Origin of the sequence: Lentzea roselyniae (genome assembly GCF_039537795.1) — a bacterium.
Classification (GTDB): domain Bacteria; phylum Actinomycetota; class Actinomycetes; order Mycobacteriales; family Pseudonocardiaceae; genus Lentzea; species Lentzea atacamensis.
Genome location: NZ_BAABBE010000068.1, coordinates 1 through 15,043 on the forward strand (window position 1 = coordinate 1; position 15,043 = coordinate 15,043).

The following is a 15,043-nucleotide window of genomic DNA, read 5'->3' on the forward strand; positions in this document are numbered from 1 at the left end:
CCGCTACGAACGCAAGGCCGCCCACTTCACGGCATTCGCCCAGCTGGCCTGCGCGGTGATCTGCTACCGCCGAGCCATCAAGCTGGACCTGCTCACCCACGACAACCCCAAATGAGATGTGGTCTTACCCTCATCGCCGGGTCGTCACCGTGGTTCAGGCGCAGGTGACCGACGATCTGTTCCGGCGACCACTCCTCCTTCAGCAGGGCCAGAACCGTCTCCCTCAACGAGGGCCTGCGGGCGAGCAGGCACTGCTTCGGCCGTCGAGCACGGTCAAACGCCCGTTCCTGCGCCACGGTCGCACGGTAGGCGCCGCGGCCACCGTTCTTGTTGACCTCACGGCTGATCGTCGACACCGCACGCCCCAGCAGCGCCGCGATCGCGTTGTAGGAATCACCGGCGCAGAGCCGGCGTGAGATCTCCTCCCGCTCGGCCATGGTCAGACTTCCGGCGCGTTCTTTGCGGGGCTCGGGAGCGATCCCGCCGTGGTGTTTGAGGACAGTGAACACCGAACCGGGCGGCTTGCCGATCTGTCCGGAGATGACGCTGATCGACTCCCCGGCCCCCCACCGCCGCCACAGATCGGCCTTCATCTCATCCGACATCCCTGGCCGACCCAACCTCACCACGCACGCCCACTCTCAACCAGCACTGTTGCTTCGACCGGTTGAATCTAAGGTCCAGTAGGGCGGTAAGGCTGCGGAGCGGTGACGATCCGGTCGACCAGCGCGGTCCTTCAGGCTGGGGTTGTTTCGGCTACCCGGACGCCGTCCAAACGCGCGAGGACGAGGCCTGCAGGAGTGTATGCGGTGCAGCTGTCATCAGCGTTCTGATAGCTGAGGTTGATGCCGGTCGGATTGGCCTGCGCGAGGTTCCGGTCGTTGTGTGTTGTGTACACGGTGAGTTGTTCGACGCTGACTGGCACGGCGGTGTTCCTCAGGCCGCTTCGTGTCGGTCGCACCGCCGCTGTTCTGATGAGCCCGTCGAGTAGAAGCGATGGGATTGCCAGGGAGTCGAGTTCCTCATGGCCGTCAAGTGACGGGTGCCATCTGGCGTGGAGTCCCGTGTCGTCCTGTTGCCAGTCGCGTGTGGTATCGAAGATTCCTGTAACGCGCACGGTGGAGTCGTTGCTGGAGAACGGATCGGGCATCAGTTGTCCGGTGGGTGCTGGCGGAGTGGCTGGCGGAGCAGGGGAATCGCCCAACTGCACGGTCGCCCGGAAGTGTTCTCTGTCGCGGAGGTGGCGCTGACCATCTGGTGCTGCGATGTGTGAGCACACCGTGACCGTGACGACGTTCGAGGTGACATGGGTCGCTGTTACCTCATAGACGACCGGGCCGGTTCGGGCTGTGACGAACGCGGAGAAGCGAATGTCCCGTAGCGCACGGAGGGGATGGCCGGGCAGGAGCATGGTCGCTGCTTCGACCGCGATTTCGGTGAGCATCATGCCGGGCACGGTCGGTCTGCCGTGGACGGTGTGGTTCCGTAGGTATGGTTTGTGTCCCAGGTCGAGGACCAACGGCCATGTCATGCGGTCGGGTCGCCGTGTGTCCGGAGTACCGAGGAAGTGACCGACAGACGCTTCGGCGACGAGGTGGCCAGGGAACTGTTCTCGAATCGAACGATGTTCGGCGTGCCCGAGAAGGCTTGATACCGGTGCCCTTTGTCGCGCCGAGAGTTCGGTGAGGAAATGGTCGACGCCTTCTCGTGTGCTGATACGGCTCAGTCGGCCGCCTGCGGTGTGGCCTCCGATCCCGGACGCCGCCCCGAGACCGGTCGTGTCCCAGATGGGCCAGCAGATGGTGAACTCTCCGGTGTCCGGCTCCGAAGCAGAGGCTGCCGCGCTGAGGAAGTCGTTGGCCGGGCCGTAGTCGCTTTCTCCCGGCAGTCCCACGAGGCCGGCGATCGAGCCGAAGTTGCACCACAAGCGGGGAGCCGGGTTGGTGAATGCCTCGCGCAGGTGGTGATATCCCAGGAGTTTCACGTCACGGATTCGGCGCGCGCCGGTCAGGCTCTTGCGTTCGATGCGGCCGGCGTGGTGCACACCCGCGCCGTTGATCAGCAGGTGTACTTCTCCGGCGGCCGAGTAGACCTCGGCGGCGGCGTGGTGGACGGCCGTGCGGTCGGTCACGTCACACGTGATGAAGTGGACGTTGTCCGGGCCGCACAGGTCTCTGAGGGTATTCAGGGTGAGCAACGACTCCCTGGCGTGTAGCAGCGTGTCGAACCGCCTGTTGAGTTCGCGGACCGATGCGGTCCTGCCCTGTTCCCGTTGTCCGGCGAGGTAGGCGGCTCGGTGAGATGGCAGTTCGTCCTCACGAGCCCGCAGTAGTTCCTCAGGCACGGAGTCGAGGTGACTGGAGCCCAGCAGCCACAGACGAAGCGGCGCCCGCCGGGCCAGGCTGGTGACCACGGCCGAGGTGATGCCGCGGGCTCCGCCGGTGGCGACGACCACAGCTCCTGGTTTCAGCGGAAGTTCGCCGGCAGTGGCCGTCGCGGGGTGGAGGTGTTGGACGTAGCGGCGACCACCGCGGTGCGCGACCACGGGCATGCCCTGTTCGATGTTCATTTCGTCGGCCAGGATCCGCCATGCGGACATGGCATCGTCGTCATCGGTGATGACCATTGTGGACCGACAGCCGGGAAGCTCCCACACCATGCTCTTGACCAGACCACCGAACAGGGCGGTGTGCGGGTGCGGTGCCTCTCGGTGGAAGGGCGCGCGAACGACGACGCCGAGGCTGCCGCCCGTGTCCAGCGTGTCCCGGTGATCTCGAACGGCGAGAAAGGTGGTTTCCTGAAGTGCCAACAGTTCCGGTTCCGCGAGTGCCGGCCATGCCGGTGCGTGGTGCAGTGAACCGACAACCCGGAGGTGGTGAACAGGTTCGTCGTGCAGAGGCCGGACGGTCTCCTCGGGGGCTTGGTCAGGGCGGACGACCAGCAAGCGGGAACCGGCTGCCTGTACCGCGGGTTCCAACAGCGGCGCGTCGGCGCCTGTCGTGATCACCACCGTGTGTCGAGGGTCGGCGTCGAGCGGTGTGGTGGACCGCACCGGGGCGCTGACTCGCCACCTGGGCACGTGGCGACTGGTCGTGGTGGCCGTCGGGATCACGAGGGTGTTGGTCCGCGTTATCTGCCGCAACAGTTCCACCACATCATCCGCGGCGAGATAGGTGGTGCCGCCCGGCTCGCTCGACGGTGTGGCGGGAAGGTCGGGCAGTGGGGCGAGGATCGGCCATGATTCGCGGCGAGCCACGGACTCTCGGGCGAGCCCGATGAGAAACGCGCCCTGAGCCGGAGCGCGGCCGGGCGGGCTGAAGGCGTCTGCGAACAGTGGGTCGCTTCCGCTGTTTACGCCCAGCACGAGTGCGAGATCCAGCTCGGCCGTGCCCAGGTAGCGCGACGCGACCGTGATGGCGTCACGGCCCGACGTGATGCCTGTGTCGATCACCATGGTGGGACCGTGCAGGTCGTGGATGTTGGCGATTCTGGCTGGAATCACGTTGGGCATCTGGCCGGCGAGTGTGTTCTCGCTGGCCGGCGCACAACGCGCTTGTACCTCGTCGAGGAAACCTTTGACGGCTGTGGACAACCGCGCAGTCGGAAGCGTGTCGCAGGTGCTGGCGAAGGCCGTGAGGTCGGCGGCGTAGGTGCGGACCGTGCGGTCCGCAGAGCCCGCCGGCACCGCGGTGTGCGCCGCGATGACGCCGGTTGTCTCTCTGACGTTGACCCACAGCTCTCCGTTCTCGTCGATGAACCGGCGGGCGACCTGCATGGCCATCAGTTGGCTGCGGTCGATCATGGAGATCGTGGCCGGCGGTAGCGGCACCTCGTCGTGCGACGGTGGCGGATAAGGCTCACTGAAGGAACGCTCCACCGCGGGTGCGAGTCCGTTGGCCAATCGACGAGCTACCTCGGCCCGGTCGCATCCGCCGGGTAGGTGCGCGCTCCATCCGACCACGACCACCGGGTCGGTGGCCGGCCGTGGTGTGGACCGGGGCGGGGACATACCCGGCTTGGGAGCGTCCTGCACGAGCAGATGGGCGTTGGTGCCGCCGAAACCCAGCGCCGAGATGCCCACTGTGCGCGGGCGGTCCGGCCGCTCCGGCAGTGGGAGATCACAAGTGGGGATGTGCGATCCCGAACGGCTCGCTTCCTGGAAACAGCGCTGTGCGGAGATCTTGCTGTGTTGAAGGCCCTGAACGGCGTGGATGAGCGACACCACCCCGGCTGCCCACCCGGTGTGCCCGATCAACGACTTGTTCGATGTGCACGGGTATTCGCCATCGGACGTCGACTCCCCGAGGGTCCGCAGCTCGGCCTCGTCACCGGCTCTGGTGCCGGTGCCATGGGCGACGATCCAGTCGATGTGCTCAGGTGGCACAGAACTGACGGCACGGGCGCGGTGGACAGCCCGCAGGTGGCCGGCAGGGTTGGGTGCGTAGATCGCTTTACCCCGGCCGTCGGAGGCGCCGCCGAACCCGGCGAGCACCGCCAGGACCCGGTCTCCGTCGGCACGAGCCCGGTCAAGTCTTTTGAGCATGACCAGTCCCGCGCCGTCGGAGAACAGAACGCCGTCCGCGTCGCGGTCGAAGGACCGGACAGCACCACGGTGACTCAGACCCCCGAGCCTGGCGAACAGCACCTGGTAATGGGGACCGAGCGAGAACGCGCCGCCGCAGAATGCGACGTCACACTCGCCGGCCACCAGACTCTTCACGCCGAGGTCCACTGCGTACAACGAGGATGAGCACGCGGTGTCCACGATCTGGAGCAGGCAGTCCTGCGGCAGTGCGGCTCGTGCCGCCGCATAGGGCAGGTGCTGTTGCAGGGAGCCGGTGGCATGCCGGTATCGGGCGCGCAGTGCCTGGTTCAGCGACGCCCGCAGTTCCGGGGTGACCGGAGTTGGCCAGTGTTCGGCGATCCCGTGGGTCGCGGCGGCGACCAGCAGGGACTGCTCGACATGCTGGCTGCCTTCGCAGTAGGCGCCGATGAAACAGCCGACTCTTTCCGTGGGCCGGATGACGTGGTGTGCGCGTGCCTGCAGCAGACTGTGGCGCAGCCAGCAGGACAGGTAGTCGCCGTCGTTGAGGTGGTCGTCGTGCGCCGTGATGTATCCGGCGACCCTGCTGTAGGTCTTCCCGTCGGCACGGGGGTCGGTGGACCAGAAGGTGTCCAGGTCGAACCGGTCACCTGGTTCGCTGAACACCGGAGTGTCCTGGAGGAGAAGGTTCCAGAACTCCTCGGGGTCGGCCGCTCCCGGCACGCGCAGGCCCATGCCCACGATCGCGATGGTGGCGTCCTCCTGGTGACCGGGGGCCTGGGGTGCTCGCGGGGCACGCGGCTCCGGACGGGGTGTGCCAGGGGCCAGCATCGCCCGGCCGAGGGACAGGCCACCGTCGGCCAGGAGCACCTGCCCGGTGACCCAACTGGCCTGATCGGAAGCGAGGAAGACGACCAGATCGGCCAGTTCCTCCTCCGAACCAAGACGGTCAGCCAGCGGGGCCGCGGCCGAGCAGGTCTCATGCAGTGCCCGCGCCCCCGGAAACAGGTGGGCGGTGGGATTGTCCAGGACACCGGCGGAGGCGGTGTTGACCCGGATTCCCCCTGGTCCCAGATCCGCGGCCAGATATCGGGTCAGGCCCTCCAACGCCGCCTTGCTGACACCGACGAGCATGTAGTTGGCCAGGGCCATACCGGCGCCGATGGAGGAGACGTTGACTATGGCGCCACCCCCGCGGCGCCGCATGAGCGGTGCCGCGGCGAGGGCGCACCGCCGTGCACCGTGCACGTTGGTGTCGAAGCCACGTTGCCAGTCCTGTTCGGTGAGCGTCTCGCAAGGACCGAGCACCCCGCGGGCGGCGTTGTTCACGAGGACGTCAAGCCCGCCGTGCGCACGGTCGACGGCACCGAACATCTCGGTGACGGCGTCAGGTTTGCTGACGCTGGCACGGATGAGCTCGGCTGAGCCGCCTTCGGCGACGATCGCGTCGAGGGTGTGTGCGGCGGACTCCCCGGAGTGGAAGTAGTTGATGATCACGTGCGCCCCGCGCCGGGCGAAGGCACGGCTGATCGCCCGGCCGACGCCTTTGCCGCCGCCGGTGACCAGAACCGTTCTTCCGGCGAAGTCAGCCGGACTCATCGAGTCACGCTGTTGCCGACGGGAAGCGTCAGGAGGAAGTCGCTCAACGCCCTCAGCGTGGTGAAGCTGGTCGGACGGACGTCACTGTCGTCCGCCGGCAGGGATCGGCTGCTGGCCGTGACGGCCTTGGCGAACAGTTCGGTCTGGGTGATCGAGTCGATGCCCAGGTCCGCTTCGAGATCGGCGTCGGCGGTGAGCATCTCGACGGGGTAGCCGAGCGTCTCGGCGTAGATGGTGCGCAGGTCGCTGATGAGCTCTTCCCTGCCACGGACCGGTGCTGGTTCGGCGACAGTGGTCGTGCCGCGCTGGTCGGGGATGCTGGCCTGGTGGTGTGGCACGGGTTCCAGCAGGCGGTCGAGATCCGGCCCGGTGACACGGCGTCTCAGCGGCGCGATGACCGTGGTGTCGGGTAGGAAGCCGGCGATGAGGTCACTGAGCGTCCCGCGCGGACCGCACTCCAGGAAGATCTCGACCCCTTCGGCACGCAACGCGCGAACAGCGCCGAGAAAGTAGGTCGGCCGAACGAGGTGTGCGGCGACCAGGGCGGCCACGTCGGTCGAGTCGCACACGTCTCGGCTGAGGACGGCGGAATGGACTCTCCGCACCGGCACACGGGGAGTCAGCTCGCGGATGCGCTCGATGAACCGCTCCGCGACGCCGGCCAGCCCAGGGTTGTGGAACGAGTACGGCACGGACAGCCTTCTGGCTGTGATGCCCAGCGTTTCTGCTACCCGCATGAGTTGGCCGAGGTCCTCCTCCGGGCCTGAGACGACGGTTTGCTGAGGACCGTTGTCGGCCGCGAGACACAGGTCCCACCGGCCAACGGCTCCGATCACGTGTCGCGCTCGATCCGCCGACGTACCCAGGGCCACCATCGCACCCGGCTCAGGAGGACAGTCAGCGAACGCGGCGTCACGGGCGATGACCAGCCGCAGGCCCTGTCGCAGGTCGAACACGCCTGCCGCGGTGAGCGCGGTGAGTTCGCCGAAACTGTGCCCCAACAGTACGTCCGGCTGTATGCCGTGGCGCCGGGTGAGCAACCGGTACAGCGCCAGCTCGGCGGCGAAGATCGCCACGTGCAGTTGAGCCGGTGAACGGCTGAGGAGATCATCCAGTGACGGGGCGTCCTCCCTCATGAGCAGTGTGGTGACAGGTGCCGCCCCCAGGCTGGTCGCCACCTCGTCGACCTCGGACAACAGTTCAGTGATGATCGGCTCTTCGGCCAGGTGTCGAAACGCGCCGGGGAGGTAAGCCCCTTGGCCCGGAAAGAGGAATACGATTGGTGATCGCACTGAAACACCTCCGCTAAGGACTATCCGGCGACATCTAGGGTTTCCCAGACAGTCAGGTGAGGCCGCGGGGCACTGGGGTGTCCGATCTGGTGACGGAAGCACAGCGTCGACGTGTCCGGATCGAGATGGGCGGAGCTGATGACCTGGCACGGGTCGTAGACGAACATCGGGCGCAGGAAGACCGCGCGCAGGATCTGTGTCGGTGTGCCGACGACGTGGCAGGACGGCAGCGGATCGTGAAGGTTCTCGACGTACAGGCGCTCGCGGGCCTGTGTGGCCAGTTCCACCATCTCGACGAACGACCACTGGTCGGCGACCTCGGCGTGGCTGCGGCTGATGAACGTCTGCCAGTGCTGGGGAGCAAGCACGGGCGCCGGGAGTGTGGGCCGCGAGTGGGGCGGCGGGACGGCGGTCATGGTCTCGGCTGGGGTGAACCGCTTCAGGAGATCGGGGTGCAGCACACCGGGACTCGCGGCCAGGCTGCTGGCGTCGGTCACCGTGAGAACGCGCATCGTGGCGGTGACCCGTGCGACGGAGCGATCGTCGGCGACGCAGTCGATGTCCACCTGAAGCCATTCCCCGCGCTGGTCGATGCGCAGTCCTGAGCGGACGGTCAGCCACGGTGCGTCGGTGAAGCGCAGGTAGGGAGTGGCGTAGTCGATCCGTAGTGAGGAGACCACCACCGCGCTGCGGTAGGTCTCCACCATCGCGGGGAAAGTCGTGACGTACTCGGCCAACCAGCGCGCGAGACATGGTGACACCAGACCGAGCAGTGTTCGCGGCCGCAGCTGAAGAGGGCTGAACATGGTGGTGACGACAGGCTCGGTGTAGTCGATCTCGCGGGGGCATGTCACCCCCCGGCCACCGCGGTCAGGAACTCCAGCCGATCTGTGTCGCGCAGCGCTCTGCGATCGTTGGATGAGATGACTTCTCCGTTGAGGATGAGGCGGTGAACGCGCTGGAGCTTGCCCTTGCCGTCCCACAGGACAGGACCCAGTTGCGGAAACTGTTGGCGCAAGGACTCGAGCGCCTTGCCGACTGTGTTGGCCTTCACCGTGACGGTGCGCTCGTAGCCGGTGAACCGGAGCAGCAGCCCGGAGAAACGAACCTCCATGAGAAACTCTCCTTTGTCAGAGCAGGTTCTTCGCCACAAGGGCGCCGATGGTGATCTCCAGGGAATCCTGGGTACCTCCCGCGGGAATCAGGCCCGCGCAGTCCCGCACATACCTTCCGTAGTATTCGTCCCCGTAGTAGGCATGGCCGCCCAACGCCCGGAGAGCCTGGTGAGCGAGGTTCATCGCCTGTTCGGCCGAGAAATGCTTGGCCGCTGAGATCTTCGCGTCGTAGACCAGATCCGTCTCCCCGCGGGCCTGGCGGTCCAGCACGTCGTGCGTCATGGTCTGGGCCACGTCGGTGAGCATGTGCATCCGGCCGAGCGCACCAGCCACGTTGGCGTAGTCGAGGACGGGCTGGCCCTGCCGTGTCGTGGTGCGAAGCCTGGCCGCGCAGCGAGCCACGAGCCCGCGCATCCTGCCAACGGTCCAGGATGCCTGCATGCTCCGGCGCTCGTTCAAATACAGCTGGGAATGATCCAGCCCGTCGGTCCAGGTCAGTATCCGTTCCGGGCCGAGCTCAACGTCGACGAACTCCAGTACGGCCATTCCCGCGGACTGGAAACCCATCCCTTCCGCGGGGATCAGCCGCACCCCTGGGTCGTCCCGATGGACCAGACAGGCGGCCAGACGGCCCGGTTCCGCGGCGGCGTAGGTCAGGAAGACGTCGGAGATCAGTCCTCCGGTCACGTAGCTCTTCCTGCCGGACAACACCCCGCCGTCACCGTCACGGGTCAGCGTTGTCCCCCATGACCAAAAGTCGGCGTCCTCGGTAAAGGCAAGGGTCGCGGCCAGTTCTCCGGACATGAACGGCCGCACATAGTTATCGATCAAACGGGCGTCCCCGGATTGATACAGGGTGAACGCGATGCTGGTAGTCATGCTCACCACCAGTGAAAATGCTGACTCATCACATCGGAAGGTCATTTCCTCCAGAACGCGGCCCCACACATTCGAACCCATTCCCTCGCCACCGATCTCCCTCGGCAGCGCCAGGCCGTGCAGGCTCTTCTGAGCGGCCTGGATCAAATACTTTCTGGGAAAGGCCTCTCCCGCCGCGTACCGCTCAGCCGCTCCGGCGCCGACTTCGTCCAACAACTCACCCCAACGTTGCTGGACAAATTCGCCGACAGCCTCCATGGAAAGATCCTGGAGCTGAACAACCATGGACTGAGACCCTTCAGTCTGTATCGGCCCAGAGCGGCATTCCATAATTAGAGTGCGCTTGCCTGCGAGCGTCGTCAACAGGCTGTCGCTCGATTCATCAGTTCGAGTTATACCCACGGAACCCGGCCTGCGCGGGTGGTATCAGCGCCGCTGAGGCCCGGCATGCGAAACGGCCGAACGCCGGATTCGCGGTTCGAGCGACCTGGGACAGCATCGCCACGCCCGCCGGCACCGCGTCGTTCCTCGACCGGCGGCTCGGCGCCGCGGACGATCCGCAACACCGGCATCACAATCACCGAGTACCCGCCAGACCTCGATGCCGCGCCCCGCGATCTGCTCGCCCAGATCAAACAGTTCTCGCGCTCGGCATGCACCTGAAAGGGATTCCAGCGGTCCTGCGGGTGTTACGTGGCGACGTGCGGCGGCGATGGAGTGAATCTTGAGCGGTCGTCGAACGGACGCGATCGCGTATGGTCCGGACGCTGCCGCCCGGCTGGTGGCCCAGGCCGAGTTATGATCGTGGCGGACGGGGTGGATGAACTACCGGTGCACCTGCAGGCGGCCGCGCTGGGCGGCCCGGCGAAGATGGCAGCCGGGTGCTGCCATTGGTTGCGGAGTGTGAGACTCAATTACCGACTGCCTGCGGACGTCTTCCGCGACCCGGCGGTGAACCGCGCGATCGGTGGATCCCGCGAGTCGGCGGCTCCGCGGTTGTGCCTTCTGGAGCCGCGTCGTGCGGCCCGCCCGGCACCGCGAAAGCTTGAGGCCTGTGGCACAGATCCCCGGTATCGGGACGTAAGTCCCCGTGATCGGCGTAACGGGGTGCAGGAGATATCACTGTCCGTTTTTGCGTGCGCCCGGCTTGGGTGATTGCGGCTCACCCGTGGCACAGCTCTAGAGTAAATTCTCTGCGGACGACCACCGCGAAGTTCGGGACACGACAGCGTTGTCGTCGTCACTGTGCGGTCCGTCAGATTCTCACGTCTGCGCACTCGGAGTGTTTGTCGCATCTCACCGCGGCCCTGCTGTCATGCAAAGGAAGTGTGGGCGAAAGCAAGTTCGCACACGCTCAACCGCATTGGAGTTGGCTTCAGATGGTAGTCGAAACGAGCGTGACCGTGCCGGGTCCGCCGAGGCCGCCGCAAGACGACGAGGCCCCGGAAAATGGGCCCCACCCTGACAGAAAGCCCGGCACGAGTTCAAGATCGGGGATGCCCGGACATCTCGAACGCGCGGCGAACCTGGTTCTGTCGGAGAACCGGCGCGCGCTGAACGACGTCAGCTGGCGCGCGGTCACGAAGCTGGTCACTCTGATCTCGGGAGCCGACCGCGTCTTCGTGCTCGGTGAGGGTCGTAGCGGCCTGGCCGTGCGCATGGCGGCGATGCGGCTCATGCACCTCGGGCTCCAGGTACACGTCGTCGGTGAGACCACCACACCGCCATTGAGCCGCGGTGACGTGCTCATCGCGGTGTCCGGGTCGGGCGGCACACCAGGCGTCGTCCTGGTGGCGGAGCAGGTGAGGGCGGCCGGCGGGCAGATTGCGGCGCTGACGACGACACCGTCCTCACCGCTGGCCGCCATCGCCGAACTGGTCGTCGCGATCCCCGCGGCGAGCAAACACGATCACGACTCGGAGAGCTCGGCCCAGTTCGCCGGGTCTCTGTTCGAGCAATCCACTTTGTTGTTGTTCGACGCCCTTTTCCACGCGTTGTCGCGTGATCTCGGCAAGACGTCAGAGGTCCTGTGGGCCGCGCACGCCAACCTGGAATGACAAAGGAGCACACGTCATGCGAAGCCCACGTCTATGGATCGCCTACGACTTCACCTCGCCGAGCGAATGCCTCGATATGCTCGGCACTGTACTGGCCGCGCACCCGGAACAGGAGATCATTCACGAGATCGGGCGGCCGACGATCCTGAACGCCGCCCTGGCCGGAGTCCCCATCGTCCGAGAGTTCCGCGACCGGCTGGACAACGGCCAGCTGCTGGTCGCCGACTTCAAGGGATACGACGTGCCCTACGTGGCCGAAGGCACGTTCTACTACGCCGCAGGCGCCGACCTGGTGACCGTGATGGCTACCGCGCCGGACGAGGCGATCATCGAAGCGGTCGACGGCGCACGCGCCGAGGGGAAACTGGTCGCCTTCGACCTGATGTCCCACCAGGACGACCGCGCCAAGGCCCGTCGCGCCCGCAAACTCGCTGGCATGGGCGCCGAGCTGGTCAGCTGCCACGTCGGCTGGAGCGAGCAGGCACAGGGCAAGACCGCCGACGCGCTCCTGGCACAGGTACACCATGCCCTGCACGGCACCCAGGCCAAGATCATCGCCATGGGCGGCCTCAAACCCGGCAACGTAGTCGAACTGCGCCAGTACGCGACCGACGACAGCCTCTTCGCCATCGTCGCCGGCAGCTCGATCACCCGCAGCGCCGATCCCGCGGGCGTCGTGTCGGCCTTCCTGGACGAGATCGAGCACCTCACAGGCCAACTCGTCTGAACTCACGGTCAGGGCCTGGGACGATGGATATCAACCTCCCAGGTAGGTGCACATTCTGTCCAGGGCTTCGTCGATCCGGCTTTCCCGGATGGCGTAGCAGGCTCTGGCGTGGCTGGTGGACCCTGACCACGCCGGCGCGCCCTCGTACCGGCAGTTCACCAGGATCGTCGCGCCCTGCAACGCGATCTGCCTGGCGTTGGAATGGCAGAGCCGCTCGGAGGTGTACCGCTTGTTGTAGATGACCACCGCGGAAGCAGCAGGCACCGCGGTGATCGCCGCGACCCCCGCCAAAGACACCGCGGTCAACGCACGCGTCAGAACCTCGCGGGTACGTGCGGGAATTCTCCCGTGCTCGCATGCGTCGTGTCCGCGTGGCCGTAGTCGACCCGCGTGGTGTTTGCGCCCATCTTGCGCGGCCGTGCCGACGGCATGTCACCTGGTTGGCAGACGCCATGTCCCTCGGTCGCTGGTTCCGAGGGGGACAGGGCTTCGAGATGCTTACCCCCTTGTGGTGCGGTCCGGGTACGTGACGTCGTCTGCCGTGAACCGCGCCTTCGAGGCCGACGCCGACGGAAGGGTTCATGATGAGAAGCGCCAGAATCGCTGCGGTTCATTTGACTGTCGCGGCCGTCATGTCGCTGTTCATTACCCCGTCCGCTCATGCCGCAGTCGACCAGTTCTGCGCTCTCAACGAAGTCGTCACCTACAGTCCGCCACTGACCGACACCCCGCAGACGGTGACATTTAGCGTCAGCGGCCAGCTGTTCAACTGCACGAGCAGTTCTGCCCCCACCGGAAGCTACGCCGAGACGGGCACCGCACCGAACGCGACGTGCACCAGCGTTCTCTCCGCAGGCAGCGGGACGAGAGTCTTCAAGTGGACCAACACCGCGATCGCACCCAGCACGTTCTCCTACAACAGGACCACCAACCGGGTCGGCGGCGACATCCAGGTCGTCGCCGTCGGATCGATCAGCTCCGGCACCTTCACCCCGGATCCCGCGAAATCAGTCGGCGTCGGGGCGCAACCCAACCCGGCCGCCTGCAGCACAACGGGAGTCTCCCAGCTGACCGCTGCGGGAAGCCTCACCATCGGCATTTGACGGGTCGCCCGCGAAGCTGGTCCGCGAGAGCCGCGGGAACCGGACTGTCGACCCTCTTCGCTCCTCCGCGAACTCCGCGCGGGTTCTCCCGCGAGGAGAATCCGGAGGAGCCCAGCCACCGAACGAAAGCGGCGCGCCGTGAAACGTGCGAAACGCGCCGCTTCGGTCCGATCGTCACGGCGTGGCCGGTGCGGGGTGACCTTCCGACGCCTGCACGACGACAATGCCCTGACCCGACAGCGCGAGCTGGTACGCCTCGCCGGGGTCTGTTCCCTAAATTGCCCCAGCGCGGCTTCTGATGTCCGTGTGGTCAGGCGGCGTGTTCGGGGATCAGCTGGGAGACGTCGTAGCCCTGCTCGATCAGCTCGGCGATGAGCCGGCGGGCGCGTTGTGCCTGATATTGGAGCGAGCGGGGTTTGTGGTCGAAGTAGTCGGGTCCGAGGTCGTGGTAGGCGACGTCGCAAGTGAGCATGTGCCAGACAGCGGTGAGGATCTTGTGCTGGACGGCGACTTGAGCGCGTAGCGGGCCGCGGCGTTTGCGCAGCCGGTGGTAGTAGCTCTTCAAGTAGTTGGGGCGGCTGCGGGTCTGGGCGATGATGCCGGCGGCGATCCCGGGCCAGCCCCGCAGGTAGGGATCTCCGTGGGTGGTGGCCGAGGACAGCTCGCGGCCCGCGGAGCGGTTGTTGCCTGGGCAGACCCCGGCCCAGGACGCGAGATGACCAGGAGCGGGGAAGACGGTCATGTCGATGCCGATAGAACCGATGATGCCGCAGGCGATCCGGTCAGAGATCCCAGCGATGGTCATCAGCAGTTCCTTGGCTCGCGCGAAAGGGCGCATCGCCTGCTCGATCTTGACCGCGTAGGCGGCTAGCTGCGCGTCGAGCATGTCGATCTGGGCCGGCACTTGGCCGATCATGAACGCCGAGGCGTCGCTGAACCGGGCGATCTGCAACGCCTCCCGCAGCTGCGGGATCTTCGCCCGCAGCCGGCCCTTGGCCATTTCGGCCAGCGTGGCGGGGTCGCGTTCGACCACGGACCCTCGGCGTCACCCAGCCCGGCCCACACCGATTTTGTCCGTTCACCACGTCCGCACGCCAGGGCGGACTCACATGCTGTCAAACGAGCGGTGTAACTCTGGTTGAAGAAGGGTTACTTGCGTCCGGCGGCCGTCGAAGGCGATCTCGAACGCGTTCAACGCGGGTTTCCGGCCGGTGGGGGCGCTCGGGGCGGACAAGGGTCTTCGCGACCGTTCACGCTTCGACGCGGCACACGAGTTGGGCCACCTCGTTCTGCGTGGCGCCGACGGCCCAATAGCCGACAAGGCGACCGAGTCGCAGGCCAACGAGTTCGCCGCCGCGTTCCTCATGCCGGCCGAAGACATCGCGCACGAGCTACCTGCTCGTCTCGATTGGCCGGCGCTGCTTCGCCTGAAGGCCAAGTGGCATGTCTCGCTGGCCGCTCTCCTGGTCAGGGCGAAGACGCTCGGCGTCATGTTGCTGAGCCCGTCGCCCCGCTCGGTCGACCTTGACCAACTCGGCGTGAGATCTCGTTGACGCCATCGCGCCGAATCTACGGATGTCGTTTGTCGAAAGCATGAGCGTGCTAGTACTACAGCCGCAGGCCGTGATCTTTGAGTCGTCGCTGGTAGTGGCATTGCCGGGCGCGGTGTTGGTGGCGTCGTCGCCAGTGTGACCAGGCCTCGGTGTGTGAACGCGGGTGCGGGGTGAA

11 protein-coding genes and 2 pseudogenes are annotated in these 15,043 nt (G+C 66.3%); 4 read left to right on the plus strand and 9 right to left on the minus strand.

Annotated features, from left to right (window positions below; translation table 11 throughout):
* Nucleotides 1-116: 116 nt before the first annotated feature.
* The 7 genes and pseudogenes from ABFX45_RS44575 to ABFX45_RS44600 all read right to left on the minus strand — a co-directional run.
* Nucleotides 117-629 (minus strand): annotated as a pseudogene (locus tag ABFX45_RS44575) (transposase); the annotation flags it as partial.
* Between the two features lie 107 nt (nucleotides 630-736).
* The gene (locus ABFX45_RS44580; RefSeq protein WP_346137170.1) at nucleotides 737-5,284 is read right to left on the minus strand and encodes an SDR family NAD(P)-dependent oxidoreductase; all 4,548 of its coding nucleotides are present in this window, start codon (nucleotides 5,282-5,284) and stop codon (nucleotides 737-739) included.
* Nucleotides 5,285-5,398: 114 nt separating this feature from the next.
* Nucleotides 5,399-6,142 (minus strand): annotated as a pseudogene (locus ABFX45_RS46740) (SDR family oxidoreductase); the annotation flags it as partial.
* Nucleotides 6,139-7,536: an acyltransferase domain-containing protein gene (locus tag ABFX45_RS44585; RefSeq protein ID WP_346137171.1), complete on the minus strand. Its 1,398-nt coding sequence runs from the start codon at nucleotides 7,534-7,536 to the stop codon at nucleotides 6,139-6,141. The pseudogene ABFX45_RS46740 and the gene ABFX45_RS44585, both read right to left, overlap by 4 nt.
* Complete coding sequence (locus tag ABFX45_RS44590) at nucleotides 7,455-8,240, minus strand: hypothetical protein (protein ID WP_211337728.1); 786 nt, start codon at nucleotides 8,238-8,240, stop codon at nucleotides 7,455-7,457. Before ABFX45_RS44590 ends, ABFX45_RS44585 begins: the two co-directional genes overlap by 82 nt.
* A 44-nt stretch (nucleotides 8,241-8,284) precedes the next feature.
* Nucleotides 8,285-8,548, minus strand: a complete 264-nt coding sequence (locus ABFX45_RS44595; protein WP_346137172.1) for a MoaD/ThiS family protein — start codon at nucleotides 8,546-8,548, stop codon at nucleotides 8,285-8,287.
* 16 nt (nucleotides 8,549-8,564) lie between these two features.
* Nucleotides 8,565-9,713, minus strand: a complete 1,149-nt coding sequence (locus ABFX45_RS44600; RefSeq protein ID WP_346137173.1) for an acyl-CoA dehydrogenase family protein — start codon at nucleotides 9,711-9,713, stop codon at nucleotides 8,565-8,567.
* A gap of 1,211 nt (nucleotides 9,714-10,924) precedes the next feature.
* Between ABFX45_RS44600 and hxlB the strand changes: the two genes are divergently transcribed.
* Entirely contained in the window at nucleotides 10,925-11,485 is a 561-nt protein-coding gene (gene hxlB, locus ABFX45_RS44605; protein ID WP_346137174.1) for a 6-phospho-3-hexuloisomerase, read from the plus strand.
* 16 nt (nucleotides 11,486-11,501) lie between these two features.
* Nucleotides 11,502-12,212: an orotidine 5'-phosphate decarboxylase / HUMPS family protein gene (locus ABFX45_RS44610; RefSeq protein WP_346137175.1), complete on the plus strand. Its 711-nt coding sequence runs from the start codon at nucleotides 11,502-11,504 to the stop codon at nucleotides 12,210-12,212.
* Between the two features lie 30 nt (nucleotides 12,213-12,242).
* Here ABFX45_RS44610 and ABFX45_RS44615 read toward each other — a convergent pair whose 3' ends face one another.
* Complete coding sequence (locus ABFX45_RS44615; protein WP_346137176.1) at nucleotides 12,243-12,509, minus strand: hypothetical protein; 267 nt, start codon at nucleotides 12,507-12,509, stop codon at nucleotides 12,243-12,245.
* Between the two features lie 284 nt (nucleotides 12,510-12,793).
* On the opposite strand from ABFX45_RS44615, the gene ABFX45_RS44620 reads away from it, so the two are divergent.
* The gene (locus ABFX45_RS44620; RefSeq protein ID WP_346137177.1) at nucleotides 12,794-13,315 is read left to right on the plus strand and encodes a hypothetical protein; all 522 of its coding nucleotides are present in this window, start codon (nucleotides 12,794-12,796) and stop codon (nucleotides 13,313-13,315) included.
* 310 nt (nucleotides 13,316-13,625) lie between these two features.
* On the opposite strand, the gene ABFX45_RS44625 is transcribed toward ABFX45_RS44620, so the two are convergent.
* A complete protein-coding gene (locus tag ABFX45_RS44625) occupies nucleotides 13,626-14,348 on the minus strand; it encodes a transposase (protein WP_346137178.1) in 723 nt (240 codons plus the stop codon).
* A 178-nt stretch (nucleotides 14,349-14,526) separates the two neighbouring features.
* Between ABFX45_RS44625 and ABFX45_RS44630 the strand changes: the two genes are divergently transcribed.
* A complete protein-coding gene (locus tag ABFX45_RS44630) occupies nucleotides 14,527-14,868 on the plus strand; it encodes an ImmA/IrrE family metallo-endopeptidase (RefSeq protein WP_346137179.1) in 342 nt (113 codons plus the stop codon).
* The last annotated feature ends 175 nt before the right edge of the window (nucleotides 14,869-15,043 follow it).

Bases quoted from the DNA above. Each gene is read 5' to 3' on its own strand.
- ABFX45_RS44590 (WP_211337728.1), bottom strand. From the start codon at position 8,240: ATGTTCAGCCCTCTTCAGCTGCGGCCGCGAACACTGCTCGGTCTGGTG.
- hxlB (WP_346137174.1), top strand. From the start codon at position 10,925: ATGCCCGGACATCTCGAACGCGCGGCGAACCTGGTTCTGTCGGAGAAC.
- ABFX45_RS44610 (WP_346137175.1), top strand. From the start codon at position 11,502: ATGCGAAGCCCACGTCTATGGATCGCCTACGACTTCACCTCGCCGAGC.
- ABFX45_RS44600 (WP_346137173.1), bottom strand. From the start codon at position 9,713: ATGGTTGTTCAGCTCCAGGATCTTTCCATGGAGGCTGTCGGCGAATTT.
- ABFX45_RS44620 (WP_346137177.1), top strand. From the start codon at position 12,794: ATGATGAGAAGCGCCAGAATCGCTGCGGTTCATTTGACTGTCGCGGCC.
- ABFX45_RS44595 (WP_346137172.1), bottom strand. From the start codon at position 8,548: ATGGAGGTTCGTTTCTCCGGGCTGCTGCTCCGGTTCACCGGCTACGAG.